The sequence below is a fragment of the Pseudaquabacterium pictum genome (genome assembly GCF_005403045.1).
Lineage (GTDB): Bacteria > Pseudomonadota > Gammaproteobacteria > Burkholderiales > Burkholderiaceae_C > Pseudaquabacterium > Pseudaquabacterium pictum.
The window spans coordinates 68,564-90,994 of the sequence record NZ_BJCL01000005.1 but is presented as its reverse complement, the minus strand read 5'-3'; the positions used below and the strand labels follow the sequence as shown (position 1 = coordinate 90,994).

At 71.7% G+C, this 22,431-nt stretch carries 23 protein-coding genes; 14 read left to right on the top strand and 9 right to left on the bottom strand.

From position 1 onward, the window contains the following. The first annotated feature begins 3 nt into the window (after positions 1 to 3). The 3 genes from FFT10_RS11630 to FFT10_RS11620 all read left to right on the top strand — a co-directional run bounded on the left by FFT10_RS11630 (position 4) and on the right by FFT10_RS11620 (position 2,462). Positions 4 to 1,005 (top strand): DUF58 domain-containing protein, encoded by a 1,002-nt coding sequence (locus FFT10_RS11630; RefSeq protein WP_228027079.1) that lies wholly within the window; start codon positions 4 to 6, stop codon positions 1,003 to 1,005. A 15-nt stretch (positions 1,006 to 1,020) separates the two neighbouring features. Continuing rightward, entirely contained in the window at positions 1,021 to 2,052 is a 1,032-nt protein-coding gene (locus FFT10_RS11625) for a VWA domain-containing protein (protein ID WP_137732990.1), read from the top strand. Positions 2,053 to 2,201: 149 nt separating this feature from the next. Continuing rightward, a complete protein-coding gene (locus tag FFT10_RS11620) occupies positions 2,202 to 2,462 on the top strand; it encodes a hypothetical protein (protein WP_137732989.1) in 261 nt (86 codons plus the stop codon). 6 nt (positions 2,463 to 2,468) lie between these two features. Here FFT10_RS11620 and FFT10_RS11615 read toward each other — a convergent pair whose 3' ends face one another. The 5 genes from FFT10_RS11615 to FFT10_RS11595 all read right to left on the bottom strand — a co-directional run bounded on the left by FFT10_RS11615 (position 2,469) and on the right by FFT10_RS11595 (position 6,583). Beyond that, the gene (locus tag FFT10_RS11615; RefSeq protein WP_228027078.1) at positions 2,469 to 3,410 is read right to left on the bottom strand and encodes a zinc metalloprotease; all 942 of its coding nucleotides are present in this window, start codon (positions 3,408 to 3,410) and stop codon (positions 2,469 to 2,471) included. Between the two features lie 159 nt (positions 3,411 to 3,569). After that, positions 3,570 to 4,019: a PACE efflux transporter gene (locus FFT10_RS11610; protein WP_137732988.1), complete on the bottom strand. Its 450-nt coding sequence runs from the start codon at positions 4,017 to 4,019 to the stop codon at positions 3,570 to 3,572. Continuing rightward, positions 4,013 to 4,546: a pyruvoyl-dependent arginine decarboxylase gene (locus FFT10_RS11605; protein ID WP_137732987.1), complete on the bottom strand. Its 534-nt coding sequence runs from the start codon at positions 4,544 to 4,546 to the stop codon at positions 4,013 to 4,015. The genes FFT10_RS11610 and FFT10_RS11605 overlap by 7 nt, the downstream gene beginning before the upstream one ends. A 95-nt stretch (positions 4,547 to 4,641) precedes the next feature. Next, positions 4,642 to 5,331 carry a lipoprotein-releasing ABC transporter ATP-binding protein LolD gene (lolD, locus tag FFT10_RS11600; RefSeq protein ID WP_137732986.1) on the bottom strand — a complete coding sequence of 230 codons (690 nt, stop codon included), beginning with the start codon at positions 5,329 to 5,331 and terminating at the stop codon, positions 4,642 to 4,644. Beyond that, on the bottom strand, positions 5,324 to 6,583 hold the full coding sequence (locus FFT10_RS11595) for a lipoprotein-releasing ABC transporter permease subunit (protein WP_137732985.1): 1,260 nt from the start codon (positions 6,581 to 6,583) through the stop codon (positions 5,324 to 5,326). Before FFT10_RS11595 ends, lolD begins: the two co-directional genes overlap by 8 nt. 95 nt (positions 6,584 to 6,678) lie before the next feature. Here FFT10_RS11595 and FFT10_RS11590 point away from each other — a divergent pair, with 95 nt between their 5' ends. Genes FFT10_RS11590 through FFT10_RS11555 form a run of 8 tightly spaced genes read left to right on the top strand, consistent with a single transcriptional unit; the run spans position 6,679 to position 13,021 of the window. Then, positions 6,679 to 7,605 carry a hypothetical protein gene (locus FFT10_RS11590; protein ID WP_137732984.1) on the top strand — a complete coding sequence of 309 codons (927 nt, stop codon included), beginning with the start codon at positions 6,679 to 6,681 and terminating at the stop codon, positions 7,603 to 7,605. Then, entirely contained in the window at positions 7,602 to 9,401 is a 1,800-nt protein-coding gene (gene recJ / locus FFT10_RS11585; protein WP_228027077.1) for a single-stranded-DNA-specific exonuclease RecJ, read from the top strand. Before FFT10_RS11590 ends, recJ begins: the two co-directional genes overlap by 4 nt. 20 nt (positions 9,402 to 9,421) lie before the next feature. Beyond that, a complete protein-coding gene (locus tag FFT10_RS11580) occupies positions 9,422 to 10,570 on the top strand; it encodes a PQQ-dependent sugar dehydrogenase (protein ID WP_137732983.1) in 1,149 nt (382 codons plus the stop codon). Then, positions 10,567 to 11,190: a nitrile hydratase subunit alpha gene (gene nthA / locus FFT10_RS11575; protein WP_137732982.1), complete on the top strand. Its 624-nt coding sequence runs from the start codon at positions 10,567 to 10,569 to the stop codon at positions 11,188 to 11,190. The genes FFT10_RS11580 and nthA overlap by 4 nt, the downstream gene beginning before the upstream one ends. Then, positions 11,187 to 11,861, top strand: a complete 675-nt coding sequence (nthB, locus tag FFT10_RS11570; protein WP_137732981.1) for a nitrile hydratase subunit beta — start codon at positions 11,187 to 11,189, stop codon at positions 11,859 to 11,861. The genes nthA and nthB overlap by 4 nt, the downstream gene beginning before the upstream one ends. Then, the gene (locus tag FFT10_RS11565; RefSeq protein ID WP_137732980.1) at positions 11,858 to 12,229 is read left to right on the top strand and encodes a nitrile hydratase accessory protein; all 372 of its coding nucleotides are present in this window, start codon (positions 11,858 to 11,860) and stop codon (positions 12,227 to 12,229) included. The genes nthB and FFT10_RS11565 overlap by 4 nt, the downstream gene beginning before the upstream one ends. Beyond that, positions 12,226 to 12,801, top strand: coding sequence for a sigma-70 family RNA polymerase sigma factor (locus FFT10_RS11560; protein ID WP_137732979.1), 576 nt, complete (start codon positions 12,226 to 12,228; stop codon positions 12,799 to 12,801). The genes FFT10_RS11565 and FFT10_RS11560 overlap by 4 nt, the downstream gene beginning before the upstream one ends. 25 nt (positions 12,802 to 12,826) lie before the next feature. Continuing rightward, positions 12,827 to 13,021: an anti-sigma factor family protein gene (locus FFT10_RS11555; protein ID WP_137732978.1), complete on the top strand. Its 195-nt coding sequence runs from the start codon at positions 12,827 to 12,829 to the stop codon at positions 13,019 to 13,021. Here the strand turns inward: FFT10_RS11555 and FFT10_RS28745 are convergent. The 4 genes from FFT10_RS28745 to FFT10_RS11535 all read right to left on the bottom strand — a co-directional run bounded on the left by FFT10_RS28745 (position 13,003) and on the right by FFT10_RS11535 (position 19,469). Continuing rightward, positions 13,003 to 14,565 (bottom strand): methyl-accepting chemotaxis protein, encoded by a 1,563-nt coding sequence (locus FFT10_RS28745; RefSeq protein WP_137732977.1) that lies wholly within the window; start codon positions 14,563 to 14,565, stop codon positions 13,003 to 13,005. The genes FFT10_RS11555 and FFT10_RS28745 overlap by 19 nt on opposite strands. Before the next feature lie 34 nt (positions 14,566 to 14,599). After that, on the bottom strand, positions 14,600 to 15,061 hold the full coding sequence (locus tag FFT10_RS11545; RefSeq protein ID WP_137732976.1) for a cache domain-containing protein: 462 nt from the start codon (positions 15,059 to 15,061) through the stop codon (positions 14,600 to 14,602). Between the two features lie 122 nt (positions 15,062 to 15,183). After that, on the bottom strand, positions 15,184 to 15,834 hold the full coding sequence (gene pcp / locus FFT10_RS11540; protein ID WP_228027076.1) for a pyroglutamyl-peptidase I: 651 nt from the start codon (positions 15,832 to 15,834) through the stop codon (positions 15,184 to 15,186). Beyond that, positions 15,831 to 19,469, bottom strand: coding sequence for a hydantoinase B/oxoprolinase family protein (locus FFT10_RS11535; protein ID WP_137732975.1), 3,639 nt, complete (start codon positions 19,467 to 19,469; stop codon positions 15,831 to 15,833). The genes pcp and FFT10_RS11535 overlap by 4 nt, the downstream gene beginning before the upstream one ends. 116 nt (positions 19,470 to 19,585) lie before the next feature. Here FFT10_RS11535 and FFT10_RS11530 point away from each other — a divergent pair, with 116 nt between their 5' ends. Genes FFT10_RS11530 through FFT10_RS11520 form a run of 3 tightly spaced genes read left to right on the top strand, consistent with a single transcriptional unit; the run spans position 19,586 to position 22,380 of the window. Further along, the gene (locus FFT10_RS11530) at positions 19,586 to 20,572 is read left to right on the top strand and encodes a TRAP transporter substrate-binding protein (RefSeq protein WP_137732974.1); all 987 of its coding nucleotides are present in this window, start codon (positions 19,586 to 19,588) and stop codon (positions 20,570 to 20,572) included. Between the two features lie 10 nt (positions 20,573 to 20,582). Next, positions 20,583 to 21,092, top strand: a complete 510-nt coding sequence (locus FFT10_RS11525; RefSeq protein ID WP_137732973.1) for a TRAP transporter small permease — start codon at positions 20,583 to 20,585, stop codon at positions 21,090 to 21,092. Then, on the top strand, positions 21,085 to 22,380 hold the full coding sequence (locus FFT10_RS11520) for a TRAP transporter large permease (RefSeq protein ID WP_137732972.1): 1,296 nt from the start codon (positions 21,085 to 21,087) through the stop codon (positions 22,378 to 22,380). The genes FFT10_RS11525 and FFT10_RS11520 overlap by 8 nt, the downstream gene beginning before the upstream one ends. Positions 22,381 to 22,431 lie beyond the last annotated feature (51 nt).

Below are 22,431 nucleotides of genomic sequence, written 5' to 3'. Positions count from 1 at the left end.
GCCGTGGCCACGACCGCCACCCCAGCCGCCACCGGCAGCAGCGCTGCCGAGCCGCTGCTGCACCGTCTGGAATGGACGGTGCTGCGCCGCCTCGACGGCCTGCTGCAGGGCGACTACCGCACGCTGTGGCGGGGCGCCGGGCTCGACCTGGCCGACCTGCGCGAGTACCAGCATGCCGACGACGTGCGCCACATCGACTGGAACGTCACCGCCCGGCTGCAGGTGCCGCATGTGCGCCAGTTCACCGAGGACCGGGAGTTGACCGCCTGGTTCCTGCTCGACCTGTCGGGCAGCGTGGATTTCGGCTCGGCCGACCAGACCAAGCTGGGCCTCAGCGAAGGCTTCGTGGCCGCGCTGGCCCGGCTGCTCACCCGCCACGGCAACCGGGTCGGCGCCATCCTGTACCACCCCGGCGCGGCCGATGCGCGTCTGCGGCTGGTGGTGGTCCCGCCCGGCCTGGGCCGCAGCCAGGTGCTGCAGTTGCTGGCCCGCATGCGCCAACCGCCGGCGTCGGCACCCCGCGGCCAGGGCGGCACGGCCGCGCCCACCCGGCTGGCCGACCTGCTGGGCCGGGCCGAGGGCATCGTGCGGCGCCGGTCGCTGCTGTTCGTCGTCAGCGATTTCATCAGCGACCCCGGCTGGGCCACGCCGCTGGGCCGGCTGGCGCGCCGGCACGAGGTGCTGGCGGTGCGCCTGGTCGACCCGCTGGAGTTGGCCCTGCCCGACATCGGCCTGCTGACGGTGGAGGACGCCGAGACCGGCGAGCAGTTGCTGGTCGACACCCAGGACGCCGGCTTCCGCGAACGCTTCGAGGCCATGGCTGCGCAGCACGAGGAAGCCCTGCGCGACCAGCTGCAGAGCGCCGGCGTCGACGTGCTGGAGCTGGCCACCGACGAAGACCTGCTGGCCGCCCTGCTGCGCTACGTGGCCCTGCGCCGCCAGCGCGGGCGGGCTGTCAGCGGCCACCGCATGCCGGCGGCGCTGCGCACGCCGGCTGCGGCCTGAACCCGAGGAACCGCCATGACCCTGCTCTGGCCCGATTGGTTGTGGACCCTGCTGCTGCTGCCGGCGCTGGTGCTGCTGTACCTGCGCCTGCTGGCGCGGCGCAAGAAGAACAGCGTGCGGCTGGCCAGCGTGGCCATCGTGCGCCAGGCGCTGGGCAGCGGCCCGGGCTGGCGCCGCCATGTGCCGCCGCTGCTGCTGCTGCTGGCCGTCGGCCTGCTGCTGTTCGCCACATCGCGGCCGGTGGTCAAGCTCAAGCTGCCGGCGCGCGACCAGACCATCATCCTGGCCATGGATGTGTCGGGCAGCATGCGCGCCACCGATGTGAAGCCCAACCGCATGGTGGCCGCGCAGGAGGCCGCCAAGGCCTTCGTCGCCGGGCTGCCACGCTCGGTGCGGGTGGGCGTGGTCAGCTTCGCCGGCACGGCCGCGGTGGTGCAGGCCCCCACCGTCAGCCGCGAGGACGTGGTGGCGGCCATCGACCGCTTCCAGATGCAGCGGGCCACGGCCATCGGCTCGGGCCTGATCCTGTCGCTGGCGACGATCTTCCCGGATGAAGGCATCGACCTGAGCCAGATCACCGGCGCGCGGGCGATGCCGGCCTCACCCGAGGAGAAGAAGGCCAGGAAGCCGTTCGAGCCGGTGGAGCCGGGCAGCTACGGATCGGCTGCGGTGATCCTGCTGACCGATGGCCAGCGCACGACCGGGCCGGATCCGATGGAAGCCGCCAAGATGGCGGCCGAGCGCGGCGTGAAGGTGTTCACCGTGGGCATCGGCACCAAGGCCGGCGAGACCATCGGCTTCGAGGGCTGGAGCATGCGGGTGAAGCTGGACGAGGAGACGCTGAAGGCCATCTCCAACGCCACCCGTGCCAACTACTTCTACGCCGGCACGGCCGAGGACCTGAAGCAGGTCTACCAGGGCCTCTCCAGCCGGCTGGTGGTGGAGACCAAGGAGACCGAGGTCAGCGCGCTGTTCGCGGCCGCCGGCGCCCTGCTGGTGGTGCTGGCCGCCGGCCTGAGCGTGTGGTGGTTCGGACGGGTTCTTTGACGCCGCGCCGCGCCGCCGCCTGCGGACTGGCCGTGGTGCTGGCCACCGCAGCCGCGCAGGCGCAGCCAGCGGGCGACGCAGCGCCGCGGTCGCGACCACCGGATGAGGCGGGCTGCCCGCGCGATCATCTGACCTCGTACGACGGGCGCGTGTTGCGCTACAGCCGGCACAGCGACCACACCGACCTGCAGATCCGCACCGACTGGGACACCACCGAGTCCGTGCGCATCCGCCATCCCGGCCAGGGCGATGCGGCACGCTGGTTCATGCTGGCCGGCCAGCCGTTCCAGGCTGCCGACTGGGCGCGCATCACCACGGCAGCCGGTCGGCTGCGACCGGGCTGGCGGGTGGTGGCCTGGGTCTGCGACGACGGCCGCAATCCGCTGGTGGACTGGCAGCCGCCGCGCTGAGGCGGCTCACTTGCCCGCGCGGTAGCTGGCGAAGGCGGTCGCCATGCGGCTGAACTGCCCATTCGAGAACGTGTTCATGCACGCATCGTCGGTGTAGTCCATGAAGTTGCTGATCGGGTCGAGGCCTGCCAGGTTCTTGCAGGAATCGCGCCCTGTCGGGCAGCCGTAAGCGGGTGACTTCTCGGCCGGCGTGTCGGCCACGCCGTCACCGCCCGTGTCCTGCCGCGCGCAGCCGCCCTGAAAGGTGTGGTACAGGCCCATCCAGTGGCCCACCTCATGGGTGCCGGTGTCCCCCAGGTTGTAGGGCGCAGCACTGCCGCCCGGCAGCGACGCGGTCAGCACCACCACGCCATCCATCATCGGGCTGCGGGTGTAGTCCGACGGAAAGGTGGCCCAGCCCAGCAGGCCGCCGCCGATGTTGGCCAGGTAGATGTTCAGGTCGTCCGCGGTGCCTTGGCGCAGCGCGTTCTTGGCGTCGCGCTCGGCGGTGGTGCCGGGCTGCATCGTGTACCAGGCCGTGTTGGCGGTGACCGTGGTCTGCACCAGGTTGAACGTCCACTGCCCGCCGTAGGCCTGGTTCAGCACATTGATCTGGTTGGTGATCTGCTGCGACGTGGGTGCGCCGGTGCCGTTGCTGGCAGTGATCACGTGGACATACACATTGATCACCCCGCCAGCGGCCTGCGGTGTCGGATCGCCGGGCTTGGCCCACTTCTGCAGCTTGGCCTTGTGCGCGGCCAGCACCCGGTCGACCTCGGACATGCGCTCGTCGTCATGCTGCGGCGTGCCGCAGCGGTGGCCGGCGGCGATAAACGCGCCCTGGTTGACGAAGGTGCGCCCTTCGATGGCGAACGGGCGCTCATCGGCCTGCTGGGCCGAGACGACGGCCATGCCGGCAGCGCACAGCGCAACGGCAATGGCGGAGTGCTTCAAGACATCGAACAGCATGCGGTTCTCCTCGTTGACCGGCCCGTTTCGCGGGCCGTGGTGTTGGGGTGCGGGGCAGTGTGCGCTTGCCGGTCACGCTGTCAATCGGCTGAACCGGGCATGGCGCCCTGTCCACCGCGGGTGCAAGGGCGCTCGCAGCCCGGCGTGCGCCGGTGCGTCTCAGCCGCCCACCGGCCGCAGCCGGTCATAGCCCCAATGGAAGACCCAGCCGTAGGCGGCGTACACGGCGCTCAGGGCCAGGTCCAGGCCCAGGGCCGGCCAGAAGTCCAGGCCGGTGAAGACCATGATCAGCGGGCAGCTCATCAGCACCACGGTGGCCTCGAGACCGATCGCGTGGAGGGTGCGCAGGCTGGCTGGGCGGTCACTGGCCACGCGGCGGTGGCGGCGCCACTCCCAGCGGTCGAACAGCGTGTTGTAGATCGCCGCCCAGGCCATCACCAGCAGCGACAGCGCCACCAGCAGGCCCACCGACTCCACCGCGTCACCGCCGGTGGTCCAGGCCAGCAGCGGTGCAACCAGCACCAGGCCCAGCGCCTCGAACCACAGCGTCTGATGCAGCCGGTCCATCGCGCTGCGCAGCGGCGCGGCGTCGGCGGCCTGGCTCACCATGGGCTGCTGCCGTAGACCGCGATGGCCAGCGCGCACACCGGCTGGTCGTGGCAGGTGGCGCTGGCGATCTCGGTGTGCACCGGGCCGAAATCGATACCGCGGCCGGCCTGCATCGCCTGCAGCGTGCGCTGAAGATCATGCTGCAGCCGGTCGGGATCGTCGCCATGCAGCTCGACGAACAGGCCGGCGCCGCTTCGCGGCTCCTGCACCCAGCCGATGCCGGCATGCACGCTGTGGCCGGGCCGCTCCTCACGCATCTGCGACATCACCACGTACAGCCGCTGGCCCCAGGCCGATGGCGGCGTGTGCCAGCGCCCGCGCTGCAGCTGCGCGCCCGGCGGGATCACCGACGACAGGCAGATCAGGTTGTAGTTGGCCACGCCGGTGTCGCGCAAGGCGGCATCGAAGGCGGCCAGCGGTGTCGGCCCCTGGCCCATGCCGCTGGCCAGCACGATGGGGCCGAACGGGGCGGGCTCGCGGACCGTTCGGTTGGCAGGTTGTAGCGGCGGATCGATGAGGCAGGACATGGGCGTTTCCTGGCGTGGCGTGGCACAGGCCGCCAATTTGCACCGAGCGGCGTTCCGCCGGTGCGCCCTGCATCGTCCCGACGGTGGACAGGCCGTCAGGCCGCCGTGGGCTGTTCCAGCCGGCCCTGCTCCAGGCGCAGCACGCGCTGGCAGCGGGCCGCCAGGGTGCTGTCATGCGTCACCAGCACGAAGGCGGTGCCGCGCTCGCGGGCCAGCTGCAGCATCAGCGCAAACACGGCGTCGGCGCTGCTGCGGTCGAGGTTGCCGGTGGGCTCGTCGGCCAGCACGCAGGCCGGCCGCGTCACCAGCGCACGGGCGATGGCCACGCGCTGGCGCTCGCCGCCCGACAGCTGCGCCGGCCGGTGGTCCAGCCGGGCGGCCAGGCCCACCGCGGTGAGCGCCTCGCGCGCCGCCGCCTGCGCGCTGGCCACGCTGTCGCGGCGGATGCGCAGCGGCATGGCCACGTTGTCCAACGCGGTGAACTCAGGCAGGAGGTGGTGGAACTGGTAGACGAAGCCCAGGTGGCGGTTGCGCCAGGCGCCCTGTTCGGCCTGGCCCAGCGTGGCCAGGTCGCGGCCCATCAGGTGCACGCTGCCGGTGCTGGGCGCGTCCAGCCCGCCCAGCAGGTGCAGCAGCGTGCTCTTGCCCGAGCCCGAGGCGCCGACGATGGCCAGCGTCTCGCCGGCCGCCACCTGCAGGCCCACGCCCTGCAGCACGGCCACATCCAGCCCGCCTTCGGTGAAGCGCTTGCCCAGGCCTTCGCAGCGCAGCACAGGCTCACTCATAGCGCAGGGCTTCCGCCGGATTGACGCGGCTGGCGCGCCAGCTGGGGTACAGCGTGGCCAGGAAGGCCAGCAGCAGCGAGATCAGCGTGATCGGCAGCACGTCGCTCATGCGCGGGTCGCTGGGCATGCGGCTGATCACGTAGATGCTGCCGGGCAGGAAGGCCACGCCCAGCAGCCGCTCCAGCGCCGGCACCAGGGTGCCGATGTTCAGCGCCACCAGCAGGCCGAAAGCCACACCCGACAGCGTGCCGATCACCCCGCTGGCCGCACCCTGCACAACGAAGATGCCCATCACCGACCGCGGGCTGGCGCCCAGGGTGCGCAGGATGGCGATGTCGGCGCGCTTGTCGGTCACCGTCATCACCAGGGTGCTGACCAGGTTGAACGCCGCCACCGCGACGATCAGCGTCAGGATGATGAACATCAGCCGCTTCTCCAGCTGCACCGCGTCGAACCAGTTGCGGTTGGTGCGGGTCCAGTCGCGCACCAGCAGGCCGGGCTGCAGGCTGTCGACCAGCTGCTGGGCCACGGCGCGGGCCTGGTGCAGGTCGGCCAGCTTCAGCTGCACGCCGCTGGGGCCGTCCAGCCGGTACAGGCGGGCCGCGTCCTCCACATGGATCAGCGCCAGGCCGCTGTCGTACTCGTAGTGGCCGGCGTCGAAGGTGCCGGCCACGGTGAAGCTCTTGAGCCGCGGCACCGTGCCCGCCGGCGTCACCTGGCCGCCCGGTGCCACGAGGGTGACGCTGTCGCCGGCCCGCACGCGCAGCTGGCGTGCCAGCTCGGCACCGAGCACGATGCGCCAGGCACCGGGCTGCAGCTGGCCCAGCAGGCCGCTCTGGGCCATCTGCGCGGCCAGCGGCGTCACCTTCAGTTCCTCGGCCGGGTCGACACCGCGCACGATGGCGCCGCGCATCTCGTCGCCGCGGGCGATCAGCGACTGCTGCGTGATGAAGGGCGCGGCGGCCACCACGGCGGGGTTCTTCTGCGCGGCGGCGGCGGTGGCGCGCCAGTCGGCCAGGGCATTGCCCTGCACGTCGAACACCTCGATGTGGGCCACCACGCTGAGCATGCGGTCGGTCACTTCCTTCTGGAAGCCGTTCATCACGCTCAGCACGATGATCAGCGCCGCCACGCCCAGCGCGATGCCCAGCATCGACACCAGCGAGATGAAGGAGATGAAGCCGTTGCGCCGACCGACCCGACCGGCGCGGGTGTAGCGCCAGCCGATCTGCCATTCATAGGGCCAGTTCATGCGGGCCGGCCAGGGGAAGAAGCCATAGGCGCGGGATGCTAACAGTGGGCCCGCCGCGGCGCCGGCCAGAGCCCGGCCCGGATAATGCGTCGCACATGCACCTGATCGTCCCCTTCGCCGGCACTGTCTCCGAGGCAGGCCACCAGGCCCTGCAGTCGCTGGCCCTGCCGCGGCTGGAGAAGCTGCTGGCCCGGCTGCAGCCGGGGCAACGCCTGGGCAGCGACGCCCACAGCCTGAACCCGCCGCATGAGCAGGCCCTGGCCACGGCCTGGGGTTGGCCAGCCGGTCCCGATGCCGCCCTGCCCTTGGCTGCCCGCCAGGCCGCCGCGCTGGGCCTGGACGCCAGCCAGCCCTGGGGCCTGCTGACGCCTGTACACCTGCACGTGGGCACCGACCAGGTCAGCCTGACGGCCCCCTGGGCCCTGCAGCTGGACGACGCGGCATCACGCGGCTTGCTCGACGCCGTGCGCCCCCTGTTCGAGAGCGAGGGCTTCACCCTGCACCCGACCGGCCCGCTGCAATGGCTGGCCAGCCACCCGCTGTTCGACGGCCTGGCCACCGCCGCGCTGGACCGCGTGGTCGGCCGCAACATCGACCGCTGGCTGCCCGGCCACGGCGATGCGCGGCTGATCCGCCGGCTGCAGAACGAGGTGCAGATGCTGCTCTACACCCACCCGCTGAACGATGCGCGCGAGGCTGCCGGCCTGCCCACGGTCAACAGCGTCTGGCTCAGCCACTGCGGCCGCCTGCCCGACGGGGCCTCCCCGCCGCCCTCGGCGCAGGTGGACGACCGCCTGCGCCAGCCCGCGCTGGACGAGGACTGGGCCGCCTGGTGCGAGGCCTGGCGGGCGCTGGACGCCGGCCCGATCGACGCCCTGGCCCGCGCCGGTGGCGACGTGCGGCTCACCCTGTGCGGCGAACGCTTCGCGCAGACCTTCATGCCCGCCCGGCAGGGCCTGTGGCAGCGCCTGGCCGGCCGCTGGCAGCCGCCGTCGGCCACCGCGGTGCTGGAGGCGCTGTGACCAGCCCCACGCTGCAGCGCCGGGACGTGCCGCCGCAGACCCTGACCCGGCGCGACGTTCCGCCGCGCGTCGCCTTCGCCCTGGAACAGGCCGGCGTGCACCCGCTGCTGGCCCGGCTGTTCGCCGCCCGTGGCGTGCGCAGCGCCGACGATCTGGACGACGGCCTGGCCCGGCTGCTGCCGCCTGCGCAGCTGCAAGGCGCCACCGAGGCCGCGGTGCTGCTGGCCGATGCCATCGCCGCACACCGGCGCATCTGCATCGTGGCCGACTACGACTGCGATGGCGCCACCGCCTGCGCCGTGGCCCTGCGTGGCCTGGGCCTGCTGGGCGCCGCACCCGACACCTTGCAGTACGTGGTGCCCGACCGCCTGGTGCATGGCTACGGCCTGACGCCGGCCATCGTCGATCTGGCCCTGGCGCAGACCCCGGCCACGCCGCCGCAGCTGCTGGTGACGGTGGACAACGGCATCGCCAGCAGCGCCGGCGTGGCCCATGCCCGCGCGCTGGGCCTGCAGGTGCTGGTGACCGACCACCACCTGCCTGCGCTGGGCGCCGACGGCACGGTGCAGCTGCCCGCCGCCGATGTGATCGTCAACCCCAACCAGCCCGGCTGCGGCTTCGCCAGCAAGGCCCTGGCAGGCGTGGGCGTGGTGTTCTATGTGCTGCTGGCGCTGCGGGCCGAGCTGCGCGCGCGCGGCGCCTTCGCCGCCGACCAGCAGCCGCGGCTGGATGCCCTGCTCGACCTGGTGGCCCTGGGCACGGTGGCCGATGTGGTGAAGCTCGACGACAACAACCGCCGCCTGGTGGCGCAGGGCCTGAAGCGCATCCGCGCCGGGCGCATGCAACCGGGCGTGGCGGCGCTGTTCGCCGCTGCCGGCCGGGTGCCGGCACGGGCCGCCGCCTTCGACTTCGGCTTTGCCCTGGGCCCGCGCATCAATGCCGCCGGCCGGCTGTCGGACATGACGCTGGGCATCGAGTGCCTGCTGACCGACGACCCGGCCCGCGCCGGCGAGCTGGCCCAGGCGCTGGACGCCATCAACCGCCAGCGCCGCGAGGTGCAGACCGACATGGCCACCCAGGCCGAGGTGCTGCTGGACGCGCTGCTGGCCCGCCAGCCCGCCGGACAGGAGACACCGCCCGCGCTGGTGCTGTTCGACCCCGACTTCCATGAAGGCGTGGTCGGCATCGTCGCCGGGCGGCTGAAGGACCGGCTGCACCGGCCCACCTTCGTGCTGGCGCGCGGGCAGGACGGGCTGCTGAAGGGTTCGGGCCGGTCGATCGCCGGCTTCCACCTGCGTGATGCGCTCGATCTGGTCAGCAAGCGCCACCCCGGCGTGCTGCTGCGCTTCGGTGGCCATGCGATGGCCGCCGGCTGCACCCTGGCCGAGGCCGACTGGCCGCTGTTCGCCAGCGCACTGCAGCAAGTGGCTGCCGAGGCGTTGCAGCCGGCCGCGCTGCAGCGCTGCGTGGCCACCGACGGCCCGCTGGGCGGCGAGTGGTTCAACACCGCCACCGTGGCCACGCTGGACGCCCAGGTCTGGGGCCAGGGCTTCGAGGCGCCGGTGTTCTGCGACGAGGTGGACGTGCTGCAGCAGCGCCTGGTCGGCGAGAAGCACTTGAAGCTGCGGGTGCGCCATGCCGGTACGCTGCGCGACGCCATCTGGTTCGGCCATGCCGAGCCGCTGCCCGCGCGGGTGCAGCTGGCCTACCGGCTGAACCTGGATGAATTCCAGGGCCAGCAGCGCCTGCAGATGGTGGTGGAAGCCGCCTTCGCCCCCACATCCTCCCTGTCCTGACCTTGCCCCGGAGACCGCCGATGCCATCCCCCCGCGCCACCACCACACGCCGCCAGGCCCTGGCCCTGCTGGCCACGCCCGGCCTGCTGGCCCCGGCGCTGACCGCGGCGCAGGGCAATGCGCCCAAGGTGGCCGTGGTGGCCCATGGTCTGGTCAACCCCTGGGGCCTGGCCTTCCTGCCCGACGGCCGCATGCTGGTGACCGAGCGGGCCGGCCGCATGCGGGTGATCGCTGCCGACGGCAAGCTGGGCCCGCCGCTGCCCGGCCTGCCACCGGTGGTGGCCGAGGGCCAGGGCGGCCTGCTCGATGTGGTGGTCGACCCCCGCTTTGCCAGCAACCGGCTGGTCTACTGGAGCTACAGCGAGGCCGCCGCCGACGGCGACGCCAACGGCACCGCCGTGGCCCGCGCCCGGCTGGACGGCGCCCCGGGTGCGGAGCGACTGGCCGAGGTGGCCGTGGTGTTCCGCCAGCTGCCCAAGGTGGCCAGCAAGCTGCACTTCGGAAGCCGCCTGGTGTTCGGCAGCGACGGCCGGCTGTTCATCGCCCTGGGCGACCGCTTCAGCCGCAAGGACGATGCGCAGACGCTGGACAACCACCTGGGCAAGATCGTGCGCATCGAGGCCGACGGCAAGGTGCCGGCCGACAACCCGCTGGTGGGCAGGGCCGGCACCCGCCCGGAGATCTGGAGCTGGGGCCACCGCAATGTGCAGGGCGCAGCCATCCACCCCGCCACCGGCGACCTGTGGGCCACCGAGCACGGCCCCCAGGGCGGCGACGAGCTGAACCTGGTGCAGCGCGGCGGCAACCACGGCTGGCCGGTGATCACCTTCGGCCGCAACTACGGCCTGGGCACCAAGATCGGCGACGGCACCGAGCGGGCCGACGTGGTGGCGCCGCAGGCCCACTGGGTGCCCACCTCGATCGCCCCCAGCGGCATGGCCTTCCTGACCAGCGACCGCTACCCCGGCTGGAAGGGCAACCTGTTCATCGGCGCGCTGCGTGGCCAGGCGCTGGTGCGCATCACGCTGGACGGCAACAAGGTGGTGGCGCAGGAACGCCTGCTGCAGTCCCTGAACGAGCGCATCCGCGATGTGCGTCAAGGGCCCGACGGGCTGCTCTACTTGCTGACTGACAACGCCGACGGGCGCGTTCTGAGGGTTTTGCCATGAGCCACGACCACGATCATGACCACGCCGATGGCATGAGCCATCTCGACGCCATGGACCTGCGGGTGCGCGCGCTGGAGACGGTGCTGACCCAGAAGGGCTACATCGATCCGGCCGCGCTGGATGTGCTGGTCGACACCTACCAGACCAAGATCGGCCCGCGCAACGGCGCCCGGGTGGTGGCCAAGGCCTGGGCCGACCCGGCCTTTGCCGCCTGGCTGGAGGCCGATGCCACCGCCGCCATCGCCAGCCTGGGCTACACCGGCCGCCAGGGCGAGCACATGGTGGCGGTGTTCAACACGCCCGACACCCACCACCTGGTGGTCTGCACCCTGTGCAGCTGCTACCCCTGGACCGTGCTGGGCCTGCCGCCCACCTGGTACAAGAGCGCGCCCTACCGCAGCCGGGCGGTGAAAGACCCACGCGGCGTGCTGGCCGACTTCGGCGTGCAGCTGCCCGAGGCCACGCAGTGCCGCATCTGGGACAGCACGGCGGAAGTGCGCTACCTCGTCATCCCGCAGCGGCCGGCGGGCACCGACGGGCTGACCGAGGACCAGCTGGCCGACCTGGTGACGCGGGATTCGATGATCGGCACCGGCCTGGCCAGGAGCCCGCAGGCATGAGCTACGCATTCCACGCCGACCTGGGCGGCCAGCCCGGTCATGGCCCGGTGACACCCGAGGCCGAAGGCGAGTTCTGGCACGAAGCCTTCGAGCCCAAGGCCCTGGCCCTGACCCTCGCCATGGGCGCCACCGGCGCCTGGAACATCGACCAGAGCCGCTCGGCCCGCGAGACCATGCCCGACTACGCCCGGCTCAGCTACTACCGCATCTGGCTGGCGGGCATCGAACGCCTGATGGCCGAACGCGGCCTGGTGGGTGCCGATGAAGTGGCCGCCGGCCGGCTGCTGCACCCGCCGAAGCCGCTGCCGCGCAAGCTGCTGGCCGATGCCGTGCCGGCGGTGCTGGCCAAGGGCTCGCCCACCGATCGCCCGGCGCCTGGTCCGGCCCGGTTTGCAGTGGGCGATGCGGTGCGCACCCGGGCCGGCCATGTCGACCACCACAGCCGGCTGCCCGGCTATGCGCAGGGCCGGCGCGGCACCATCGCCCGGCTGCATGGCGCCCATGTGTTCCCCGACACCAACGCCCAGGGCCGGGGCGAGCAGCCGCAGTGGCTGTACACCGTGGTGTTCGACGGCGCCACGCTGTGGGGCCCCGAGGCCCAGCCGGGCCTGCAGGTGTCGGTGGATGCCTGGGAGAGCTACCTGCAGCCCGACGACGGAGACCCTGCATGACCATGGATCTGGCCAGCTGCCCCGGCCTGCCGCTGGGCGACGACAGCGCCCCGGTCTTCGCCGAACCCTGGATGGCCCAGGCCTTCGCGATGGTGCTGCAGCTGCACCAGCAGGGCCTGTTCACCTGGCCGGAATGGGCCGCGGCGCTGTCGGCGCAGATCGCCGCTGCGCAGGCCGCCGGCGATGCCGACCTGGGCGATACCTACTACCACCACTGGCTGGCCGCGCTGGAGACGCTGGTGGCCGCCAAGGGCGCCGCGCAGGCCGATGAGCTGGCGCGCTGCGCCCGCGCCTGGGACCACGCCGCCGACCGCACGCCGCACGGCCAGCCCATCGTGCTGGAGCCGGCGGACTGGGCGCAGGCATGAACGACGGCGTCGACTTCGCCGCCCAGGTGGAGGCGCTGCGCCCGCAGCTGCTGCGCTTTGCCCGCAGCCAGCTGCGCAACGACGCCTGGGCGGAGGACGCCGTCAGCGAGACCCTGCTGGCCGCGCTGGAGAAGCCACACAGCTTTGCCGGCCGCAGCCAGCTCAAGACCTGGCTGGTGGCGGTGCTGAAGAACAAGGTCGTCGACCAGCTGCGCCGCCATGCCCGCGAGGCCACGGTGCTGACCACCGACGACGGCGAGGACCTGGACGAGAGCCTGTTCGACAGCGCCGCAGGCCACCATTGGCGCGCCATGCCGCCCGACTGGGGCAGCCCCGAGGCGCACCTGGGCCAGCGCCAGTTCTTCGAGGTGCTGGAGGCCTGCATGGACCACCTGCCGCCGGCACAGGGCCGGGTGTTCATGATGCGCGAGTGGCTGGAGCTGAGCACCGACGAAATCTGCAAGGAATTGCAGATCACCGCGACCAACCTGTGGGTGCTGCTGCACCGGGCGCGGCTGCGGCTGCGGGAATGCCTGCAGCAGCGCTGGTTCAACAGCGCCCAGCCGACCTGAACACCTTGCCCCGCCCCAGCCCGCCATGAAGATCCGCCGCAGCTGCCGCGACGTCACCCGCCTGGTGCTGGAGAGCCAGGACCGGCCGCTGGACGCGCTGGAAGCGCTGTCCCTGCGGCTGCACTGGCTGGCCTGCGGCGGCTGCCGGCGCTTCCGCGACCAGCAGGCCGTGATGCGCCAGGCGCTGGACCGCTGGCGCGCCTACCGGTCCGAGGACTGATCGGCGACCTGGAACACGCCCACCGCCTCGTTGAGACGGACGGTCTGGTCCTGCAGGCTGCTGGCGGCAGCCGCGCTCTGTTCCACCAGCGCCGCGTTCTGCTGCGTGGCTTCGTCGATGCGCTGCACGGCGCCGCTGACCAGCTCCAGCCCGCTGGCCTGTTCCTGCGTGGCCTGGCTGATCTCGCTGATGATGGCCGCCACCCGCTCGGACGACTGCACGATGTCCGACATGGTGCTGCCGGCATCGGCCACCAGGCGGGTGCCGCTTTCCACCTTCTCGACGTTGGCGCTGATCAGGGTCTTGATCTCGCGGGCCGCGCCGGCGCTGCGTTGGGCCAGGCTGCGCACCTCGCCGGCCACCACCGCAAAGCCGCGGCCCTGCTCGCCGGCGCGCGCTGCCTCCACCGCGGCATTCAATGCCAGGATGTTGGTCTGGAAGGCGATGCCGTCGATCACGCCGACGATGTCGGCGATGCGCCTGGACGACTGGCTGATCTCGTCCATGGTGCTGACCACCTCGCCCACCCGCTGACCGCCCTGGCTGGCCACGCCGGAGGCGTCGGCCGCCAGCCGGGTGGCCTGCTGGGCCGCCTCGGCATTGCGGCGCACCGAGGCGCCCAGCTCGGCGACCGTCGACACGGTGGACTGCAGGCTGCTGGCCTGCTGCTCGGTGCGCGACGACAGGTCGTGGTTGCCGGCGGCGATCTCGGCCGAGGCATTGCGCACCGACTCCGCCGAGCTGCGCATCGTGCCGATCACGCCGCGCAGCGATTCGGCCATGCGGTTCATGCCGCCGAGCAGCTGGCCGAATTCGTCGCGACGGCTGCTGTCCAGGCGCACCCGCAGGTCACCGTCGGCCAGCTGCTGCGCGGCCTGCACCGCGGCCTGCAGCGGCCGCACCACCGAGCGGGTGCACAGCACGCCGGCCACTGCGGCCAGCAGCACACCGGCGACGGCGGCCACCAGCATCGCGACCGACGCATGGCGGCTGCTGGCGCCGATGCGGGCCTCCGCGGCACTGGCCTGCTCACGCTGCAGCGTGTTGAAGGCCAGCAGCCGGTCCCGCCGCTGCTGCGACAACTGGTCGAGCTGGCCGGTGATCACCTTGGCGGCATCCTCCTGCATCACCATCAGTGCCAGGTTCATCGCCCGCTTGAGCACCGGCTTGCTCTTGTCGTGCAGGCTGCGCACCTCGCCCAGCAGCGCCTTCTCGGCGGTGCTCAGGTCCGGCTCGTTGCCCAGGGCATCGAGCATCTTCTCCAGCTTCTCGCCAGCCTGACGCACCAGGGTGGCATGGCGCTCCATCGTCGGCGGATCGGTCACCAGGCCCACCTGGCGCAGATGCAGATCCTGCTCGAAGACCAGCTGCACCATCTCGTTGGCGCGGGCCAGCCGGTCCTGCGCCTGCCGCAAGTCGCCGGATACCATGTCCTGGGTGCGGTTGACGGTCAACCAGGACGCCGCGCACACCGCCAGCAGCAGCAGCGCCAGCACCGCAAATCCCAGCGACAACCGCTGCGACACCGTGAGTTGGCTCGACATCAGCACCTCCTCGTCCGGTCAGTCGGCCGGCCGCTCACTTGTAGACGCCAGCGCAGATCACCTGGGCATCCAGCGGCTCGCAGTAGGCGGACTTCTGCTCGATGTCCTTGCTGACCGGGTTGACCCACTTGTAGTCGGTCCAGCCCGTCTTGCCGGCCTTGGCCTTGTCCAGGATCTCGACGATGAACAGCTTGCCGTCGGCATCCTTCAGTTGCATCAGGTCGCGGCCCAGCAGCTTCTCGTTGGCGCCGTGCGAGGTGACCTTGCCGGTCAGGTCGGCGGTGTAGACATACAGGTCGCGGTCGGTGAACGGCCCGCCCTTGGCGCTGAAGTCGGCCAGGGCCTTGTCCTTGCCGACCTTCTTGTAGTGGGCGACCGCCTTCTTGATCATGGCCAGCGCTTCGTCCTTGGTGGCGTTCTTCACTTCGGCGGCAACCGGAACGGACAGCACGGCGGCAGCAATGGCCAGGGACAGGCAGCGGGCGAACTTCTTCATGGGCAAACTCCAATGGCGGTGGTGTGGATGGCCGGCCGGACACGGCCGCAGGCCGCGGCTGTCCACCGGTCTTCGCCATATCGGCCAGCTGGTGCGGGGACTTGACGGCTGTCAGCCGCCGGTCAGTCGGTGCGGCCGCCAGGAATGTGCAATTCGTCCAGGCCGGGCACCAGCGCATCCACCAGCAGTTCCAGCGCGCGCACCTGGTCGGCCAGCGCCAGCGGCCGGCTGCCCGGATGGGCGGCGGCCTGCGCGGGCAGCGGCGGCAGGTGGATGAAGCCGGCGGCCACGCCGGGCTGGCGGCGCAAGGCATGCAGCAGGCCGTACATCACCTGGTTGCAGACGAAGCTGCCAGCACTCAGCGACAGCTCGGCCGGCAGGCCCGCCGCCTGCAGCCGCTGCAGCAGCGCCTTCACCGGCAGGCGGGTGAAGCAGGCCGCCGGGCCGCCGGCCACCACCGGCGTGCCGGCCGGCTGGGCGCCGGCGTTGTCGGGGATGCGGGCATCGCACAGGTTGACGGCCACCCGCTCCAGGCTGATGGCCGAGCGGCTGCCGGCCAGGCCCAGGCTCAGCACCAGCTGCGGCCGGTGGCGGCGGAGGGCCGCGCGCAGCGCCGGCAACGACGTGGCGAAGGCGCAGGGCAGCTGCACCGCGGTGATGGTGGCGCCGCCGCGCACCTGGCCGTGCAGCGCCTGCGCCACGTCCCACGACGGGTTGATCGTCTCGCCACCGAAGGGCTCGAAGCCCGTCACCAGCACCCGCTGCACGCTCATGCCTGCCCCCATCCGCCACCACCGGGCGTCTCGACCACGAACACATCCCCTGGCTGCACCGTCACCGAGCCGATGTAGTCCAGCGCCTCCACCGTGCCGTCGGCCCGCTCCACCCGGTTGATGCCGGGCGCACCGGGCTGACCGCCGTCGCCGCCGAAGGCGCCATGGTGGCGGCCGTTGCTGAGGATGGACGCGGTCATCGTCTCCAGGAAGCGCACGCGGCGCACGCCGCCATCGCCACCGCGCCAGCGGCCGGCGCCACCCGATCCGGGGCGGATGGCGTAGCTGTCCAGCCGCACCGGGAAGCGCAGTTCCAGCACCTCCGGGTCGGTGAGGCGGCTGTTGGTCATGTGGGTCTGCACGACGCTGGTGCCGTCGAAGCCGGGCCCGGCGCCCGAGCCGCCGGAGATCGTCTCGTAGTACTGGTGGCGGTCATTGCCGAAGGTGAAGTTGTTCATCGTGCAGGGGCTGGCGGCCATCACGCCCAGCGCGCCGTACAGCGCATTGGTCACGCAGGACGAGGTCTCCACGTTGCCCGCCACCACCGCTGCCGGCGGCCGCGGGTTCAGCAGGCAGCCGTCGGGCACGATCACCTGCAGCGGCTTCAGGCAGCCGGCGTTCAGCGGGATGTCGTCGTCGACCAGGCTGCGGAACACGTACAGCACCGCCGCCATCGTCACCGCCTTGGGCGCGTTGAAGTTGTCGGGCGTCTGCGCGCTGGTGCCGGTGAAGTCGAGCGTGGCGGCGCGGCGGGCCGCGTCCACCGTCAGCCGCACCTGGATCTGCGCGCCGTTGTCCATCGGCAGGGTGAAGGCACCGTCCTTCAGCGCCGTGATCACCCGGCGCACCGATTCCTCGGCGTTGTCCTGCACGTGCTGCATGTAGGCGGTCACGGTGGGCTCGCCCCACTGCGCCACCATCGCGCGCAGCTCCTGCACGCCCTTCTCGTTGGCGGCGATCTGGGCCCGCAGATCGGCGATGGTCTGGTCGGGGTTGCGGGCCGGCCAGGGGCCGCTGGCCAGCAGCGTGCGCAGCTCGGTTTCCAGCAGGCGGCCGCCACGCACCAGCAACTGGTTGTCGATCAGCACGCCCTCCTCGTCGATGGTCTTCGAGAACGGCGGCACCGAGCCGGGCGTACTGCCGCCGATGTCGGCATGGTGGCCGCGGCTGGCGACGTAGAACTGCGGGCAGGTGGCGGCATCGTCCAGGTACACCGGCGTCACCACCGTCACGTCGGGCAGGTGGGTGCCACCGTGGTACGGGTCGTTCAGCACGTACACATCGCCCGGCTGCATGGCAGGGTTGCGGGCGATCACCGTCTTGATCGACTCGCCCATGCTGCCCAGGTGCACCGGCATGTGCGGCGCGTTGGCGATCAGTGCGCCGTCGGCGCTGAACAGCGCGCAGCTGAAGTCCAGCCGCTCCTTGATGTTGACCGAGTGGGCGGTGTTCTGCAGCCGCAGGCCCATCTGCTCGGCGATGTTCATGAACAGGTTGTTGAACACCTCCAGCATCACCGGGTCGGCCTGGGTGCCGGCCGCCTGGCGCTGCGCCCGCGGGCGCAGCCGCTGCAGCAGCAGGTCACCCCGGGCGGTGGCGGTGGCGGCCCAGCCGGGCTCGACCACGGTGGTGGCGTTGGCCTCGGTGATGACCGCCGGGCCGGCGACGCGGGCGCCAGGCGTCAGGGCTTCGCGCCGGAACAGCCCGGCATCACACCAGGCCTCGGCGCTGCCGTCGTCCAGGGCACAGTGCATGCGCACCGTGGCCAGCGGCGTGGCGTCGCGCGGCAAGGCCACGGTGGCCGCCGGTCCATCGGGCACCGCTTCAGCTGCGCCGATGGCCTCGACCGACGCAGCCTCGATCACCAGCGCGCGCCCCGGCATGCCGAAGGCGAAGCGCTGGCGGTAGGCCGCCTCGAAACCGGCCACCAGATTGGCGATGGTGCTGTCGGCCGACACCGGCACGGCCAGCGCGGTGTCGGTGCCCTGGTAGCGCAGCAGCAGGCGCTGCACCGGCTGGATGCGGTCGGGCGGCACGCCTTGGGCCTGCACCTCGGCCACCGCGGCGTCGGTCAACGTGACCAGGCGCTCGCGGGCGGCCTGCAGGCCGGCAGCGTCCAGCGGCCGTTCCACCGAGGCTTCGCGCATCGCGATCTGGTCGGCCAGGCCCATGCCATAGGCCGACAGCACGCCGGCCAGCGGGTGGATCAGCACCTGCTGCATGCCCAGCGCATCGGCCACCGCGCAGGCATGCTGGCCGCCGGCACCGCCAAAGCACTGCAGGGTGTAGGCAGTGACGTCGTAGCCGCGCGCCACCGAGATGCGCTTGATCGCATTGGCCATGCTGGCCACGGCGATCTGCAGCGCGCCGGCGGCCACCATCTCGGCGGTGGCCGGTCGGCCGGTGGCCTGGGCGATGCGTGCGGCCAGCGTGTCGAACTGCCGGCGCACCACCTCACCATCCAGCGGCTGCTGCCCATCGGCACCGAACACCGCCGGGAAGTGCGCCGGCTGCAGGCGGCCCAGCAGCACGTTGGCATCGGTCACCGCCAGCGGGCCGCCGCGGCGGTAGGCGGCCGGGCCGGGGTGGGCGCCGGCCGATTCGGGCCCCACCCGCAGGCGGGCGCCGTCGAAGGCGATGACCGAGCCGCCACCGGCGGCCACGGTGTGGATGGCCATCATCGGCGCGCGCATGCGCACGCCGGCCACCTGGGTGTCGAAGGCCCGCTCGAAGACACCGGCGTAGTGGCTCACATCGGTGCTGGTGCCGCCCATGTCGAAGCCGATCACCTTGCCGTGCCCGGCCGCCAGCGCCGTGCGCACCATGCCGACGATGCCACCCGCAGGGCCGCTCAGGATGGCATCCTTGCCCTGGAAGCGGTGGGCCTCGGTCAGCCCGCCCGAGCTCTGCATGAAGTACAGCGGCACGCCCGGCATCTGGCTGGCCACGCTGTCCACGTAGCGCTGCAGGATCGGGCTGAGGTAGGCATCGACCACGGTGGTGTCGCCGCGCGGCACCAGCTTGATGAGCGGGCTGACCTGGTGCGAGACGCTGACCTGGCTGAAGCCGATGGCCCGGGCCACGGCGGCGGCGGCCAGCTCATGCGCCGGGTTGCGCCAGCCGTGCAGCAGGACGATGGCGCAGGCGCGGATGCCGGCCTCGAACAGCGGCTGCAGCGCCACGCGCAGCGCGGCCGCATCCAGCGGCTGCAGCACCTGGCCCTGGGCATCCAGCCGCTCGTCGGCCTCGACCACGGCGCTGTACAGCAGCTCGGGCAGCACGATGTGGCGGTCGAACAGCCGCGGGCGGTTCTGGTAGGCGATGCGCAGCGCATCGCCGAAGCCGCGGGTGATCACCAGCGCGGTGCGGTCGCCCTTGCGCTCCAGCAGGGCATTGGTGGCCACGGTGGTGCCCATCTTCACGCTGGCCACCCGGTCGGGCGTGATGGCTTCGTCCGGGCCCAGTCCCAGCAGGCGGCGCATGCCCTCCACCGCCGCATCGGCGTACTGCCCGGGGTTCTCGCTCAGCAGCTTGGCCGTGGCCAGCGTGCCGTCGGGGCGGCGGCCGACGATGTCGGTGAAGGTGCCACCGCGGTCGATCCAGAACTGCCAGCGGGAAGGGGGAAGCAGGGACATCGCGGGGCCTGGGAATGCAGCAGCGCGCAGTATCCACGGCGGCTGGCACGGCTCGTGCACCTGTGGATGCCGATATGCTCTGGCCCCACCGCACATCCACCACAGGAGTTCGCCCGATGTCCGTCTGCCGCCCCCTCCGCCGCCATCTCCTGGCCCTGGCCTGCTTCGGCAGCCTGCTGGCCGGCACCGCCCAGGCCCAGGTGAAATGGGATCTGCCGTCGGCCTATCCGGCCAGCAACTTCCACACCGAGAACCTGGCGCAGTTCGCCACCGACGTGGACAAGGCCACCGCCGGCAAGCTGAAGATCACCGTGCATGCCGGCGCCTCGCTGTTCAAGGCGCCCGAGATCAAGCGCGCGGTGCAGGGCGGCCAGGCGCAGATGGGCGAGATCCTGCTGGCCAACTTCAGCAATGAGTGGCCGGTCTACGCCGCCGACGGCCTGCCCTTCCTGGCCGACAGCTACGACGAGGCCGCCAAGCTCTACAAGGTGCAGAAGCCGCTGCTCGAGAAGAAGCTGGCCGAGCAGGGCATGCTGCTGCTGTATTCGGTGCCGTGGCCGCCGCAGGGTATCTTCGCGAAGAAGACGATCAGCAGCGCGGCCGACCTCAAGGGCGTGAAGTGGCGCGCCTACAGCCCCAGCACCGGCCGCATCGCCGAGCTGGTGGGCGCCCAGCCGGTCACCATCCAGCAGGCCGAGCTGAGCCAGGCCATGGCCACCGGCGTGGTCGAGAGCTACATGTCCAGCGGTGCCACCGGCTACGACACCAAGACCTACGAGCACCTGAAGTTCTACATGGACACCCAGGCCTGGCTGCCGAAGAACGCGGTGCTGGTCAACAAGGCCGCCTTCGACGCGCTGGACGCACCCACCAAGGCCGCGGTGATGAAGGCCGGCGCCGATGCCGAGACCCGCGGCTGGGCCACCAGCAAGGCCAAGAACACCGAGTACCTGGACCTGCTGAAGAAGAACGGCATGGCCATCGTGCCGCCCACGCCGCAGCTCAAGGCCGACATGAAGAAGGTCGGCGAGACGATGCTGAAGGAATGGCTGGACAAGGCCGGCCCCGAGGGCAAGTCGCTGGTCGACGCCTTCATGAAGTGACTGTGCCGGCATGCGGCGCGCGCTGAACCTGCTGTACGACGGCGCCGCGGCCCTCGCCGCGCTGTGCATGGTGGCCCTGCTGGCGATGGTGATGCTGGGCATCGCTGGCCGCTCGCTGGGCTTCCACCTGCCCGGCACCGATGCCTATGCCGGCTACCTGATGGCCGGTGCCGGCTTCCTGGCGCTGGCCCACACCCTCAAGCGGGGCGAGCACATCCGCGTCACGCTGCTGCTCAGCGCCCTGCAGGGCACCACCCGGCGGGCGCTGGAGCTGTGGGCCCTGGCCGCTGCCAGCGGCCTGGCCGGGCTGCTGGCCTTCTACAGCGCGCGGCTGGTCTGGCAGAGCCGTGCCTTCAACGACATCTCCACCGGCAACGACGCCACGCCGCTGTGGCTGCCGCAGCTGGGCATGGCCGCCGGCACCCTGGTGCTGACGGTGGCCCTGCTCGATGAACTGGTGCTGGAATGGCGCGGCCAGCGCAGCCAGCCGGCCTCTGCGGAGCCGCTGCGCAATGAATGACATCGCCATCACCGTGCTGCTGGTGGGCGCGCTGTTCGCCATCCTGGCCAGCGGCGTGTGGATCGGCCTCACGCTGTCGGGCGTGGCCTGGATCGGCATGCAGCTGTTTAGCAGCCGCCCGGCCGGCGATGCCATGGCCGTCACCATCTGGGGATCGAGCAGCAGCTGGACGCTGACCGCGCTGCCGCTGTTCATCTGGATGGGCGAGATCCTGTTCCGCACCCGGCTGTCCAGCGACATGTTCCGCGGCCTGTCGCCCTGGGTGCAGGCCCTGCCCGGCCGGCTGCTGCACACCAACGTGATCGGCTGCACCATCTTCGCCGCCGTCTCGGGCAGCAGCGCGGCCACCTGCGCCACCATCGGCAAGATGACGCTGCCCGAGCTGCAGCGCCGCGGCTACCCCGACAGCATCGCCATCGGCTCGCTGGCCGGCGCCGGCACGCTGGGCCTGCTGATCCCGCCGTCGATCATCATGATCGTCTACGGCGTGTCGGCCGATGTGTCGATCGCCAAGCTGTTCATGGCCGGCGTGCTGCCGGGGCTGCTGCTGGCCGGGCTGTTCTCCGGCTACCTGGGCGTGTGGGCGCTGCTGAACCCGGCCAAGGTGCCGCCGGCCGACGCGCCGATGACCCTGGCGCAGAAGCTGCACGAGAGCCGCCACCTGATCCCGGTGGTGCTGCTGATCGCCGCGGTGCTGGGCAGCATCTACACCGGCGTGGCCACCGCCACCGAGGCCGCGGGCGTGGGCGTGCTGGGCGCGCTGGTGCTGTCGGCGCTGCAGGGCTCGCTGAGCTGGGCTACCTTCCGGGACTCGCTGATGGGCGGCACCCGGCTGTACTGCATGATCGCGCTGATCCTGGCCGGCGCCAGCTTCCTGACGCTGGCCATGGGCTACATCGGCCTGCCGCGCCACCTGGCCGAGTGGATCGGCAGCCTCAACCTCTCGGCGGTGGCCCTGCTGGCGGTGCTGATGGTGTTCTACATCGTGCTGGGCTGCTTCCTCGACGGCATCAGCATGGTGGTACTGACCATGGGCGTGATCCTGCCCACGGTGCAGAAGGCCGGCATCGACCTGATCTGGTTCGGCATCTTCATCGTGCTGGTGGTCGAGATGGCGCAGATCACGCCGCCGGTGGGCTTCAACCTGTTCGTGCTGCAGGGCATGACCGGGCGCGAGATCAGCTGGCTGGCCAAGGTGACACTGCCCTTCTTCTTCCTGATGGTGCTGGCGGTGACGCTGATCTGGCTGTTCCCCGGCATCGTCACCGCGCTGCCGGCGCGGATGTGACGGCATGCACGTGACGGCGAACTGACCGGCTGCGGCCCGCCTGTTCAGGCG

Coding starts and splice junctions, on each gene's coding strand:
- FFT10_RS11590 (WP_137732984.1), top strand. CDS start 6,679: ATGCACCTGATCGTCCCCTTCGCCGGCACTGTCTCCGAGGCAGGCCAC.
- FFT10_RS11580 (WP_137732983.1), top strand. CDS start 9,422: ATGCCATCCCCCCGCGCCACCACCACACGCCGCCAGGCCCTGGCCCTG.
- FFT10_RS11530 (WP_137732974.1), top strand. CDS start 19,586: ATGTCCGTCTGCCGCCCCCTCCGCCGCCATCTCCTGGCCCTGGCCTGC.
- FFT10_RS11565 (WP_137732980.1), top strand. CDS start 11,858: ATGACCATGGATCTGGCCAGCTGCCCCGGCCTGCCGCTGGGCGACGAC.
- pcp (WP_228027076.1), bottom strand. CDS start 15,834: ATGAGCGTGCAGCGGGTGCTGGTGACGGGCTTCGAGCCCTTCGGTGGC.
- FFT10_RS11610 (WP_137732988.1), bottom strand. CDS start 4,019: ATGGTGAGCCAGGCCGCCGACGCCGCGCCGCTGCGCAGCGCGATGGAC.
- FFT10_RS11535 (WP_137732975.1), bottom strand. CDS start 19,469: ATGTCCCTGCTTCCCCCTTCCCGCTGGCAGTTCTGGATCGACCGCGGT.
- FFT10_RS11615 (WP_228027078.1), bottom strand. CDS start 3,410: ATGCTGTTCGATGTCTTGAAGCACTCCGCCATTGCCGTTGCGCTGTGC.
- FFT10_RS11605 (WP_137732987.1), bottom strand. CDS start 4,546: ATGTCCTGCCTCATCGATCCGCCGCTACAACCTGCCAACCGAACGGTC.
- FFT10_RS11555 (WP_137732978.1), top strand. CDS start 12,827: ATGAAGATCCGCCGCAGCTGCCGCGACGTCACCCGCCTGGTGCTGGAG.
- nthA (WP_137732982.1), top strand. CDS start 10,567: ATGAGCCACGACCACGATCATGACCACGCCGATGGCATGAGCCATCTC.
- FFT10_RS11625 (WP_137732990.1), top strand. CDS start 1,021: ATGACCCTGCTCTGGCCCGATTGGTTGTGGACCCTGCTGCTGCTGCCG.
- FFT10_RS28745 (WP_137732977.1), bottom strand. CDS start 14,565: ATGTCGAGCCAACTCACGGTGTCGCAGCGGTTGTCGCTGGGATTTGCG.
- lolD (WP_137732986.1), bottom strand. CDS start 5,331: ATGAGTGAGCCTGTGCTGCGCTGCGAAGGCCTGGGCAAGCGCTTCACC.
- FFT10_RS11545 (WP_137732976.1), bottom strand. CDS start 15,061: ATGAAGAAGTTCGCCCGCTGCCTGTCCCTGGCCATTGCTGCCGCCGTG.
- FFT10_RS11525 (WP_137732973.1), top strand. CDS start 20,583: ATGCGGCGCGCGCTGAACCTGCTGTACGACGGCGCCGCGGCCCTCGCC.
- FFT10_RS11595 (WP_137732985.1), bottom strand. CDS start 6,583: ATGAACTGGCCCTATGAATGGCAGATCGGCTGGCGCTACACCCGCGCC.
- FFT10_RS11520 (WP_137732972.1), top strand. CDS start 21,085: ATGAATGACATCGCCATCACCGTGCTGCTGGTGGGCGCGCTGTTCGCC.
- nthB (WP_137732981.1), top strand. CDS start 11,187: ATGAGCTACGCATTCCACGCCGACCTGGGCGGCCAGCCCGGTCATGGC.
- FFT10_RS11560 (WP_137732979.1), top strand. CDS start 12,226: ATGAACGACGGCGTCGACTTCGCCGCCCAGGTGGAGGCGCTGCGCCCG.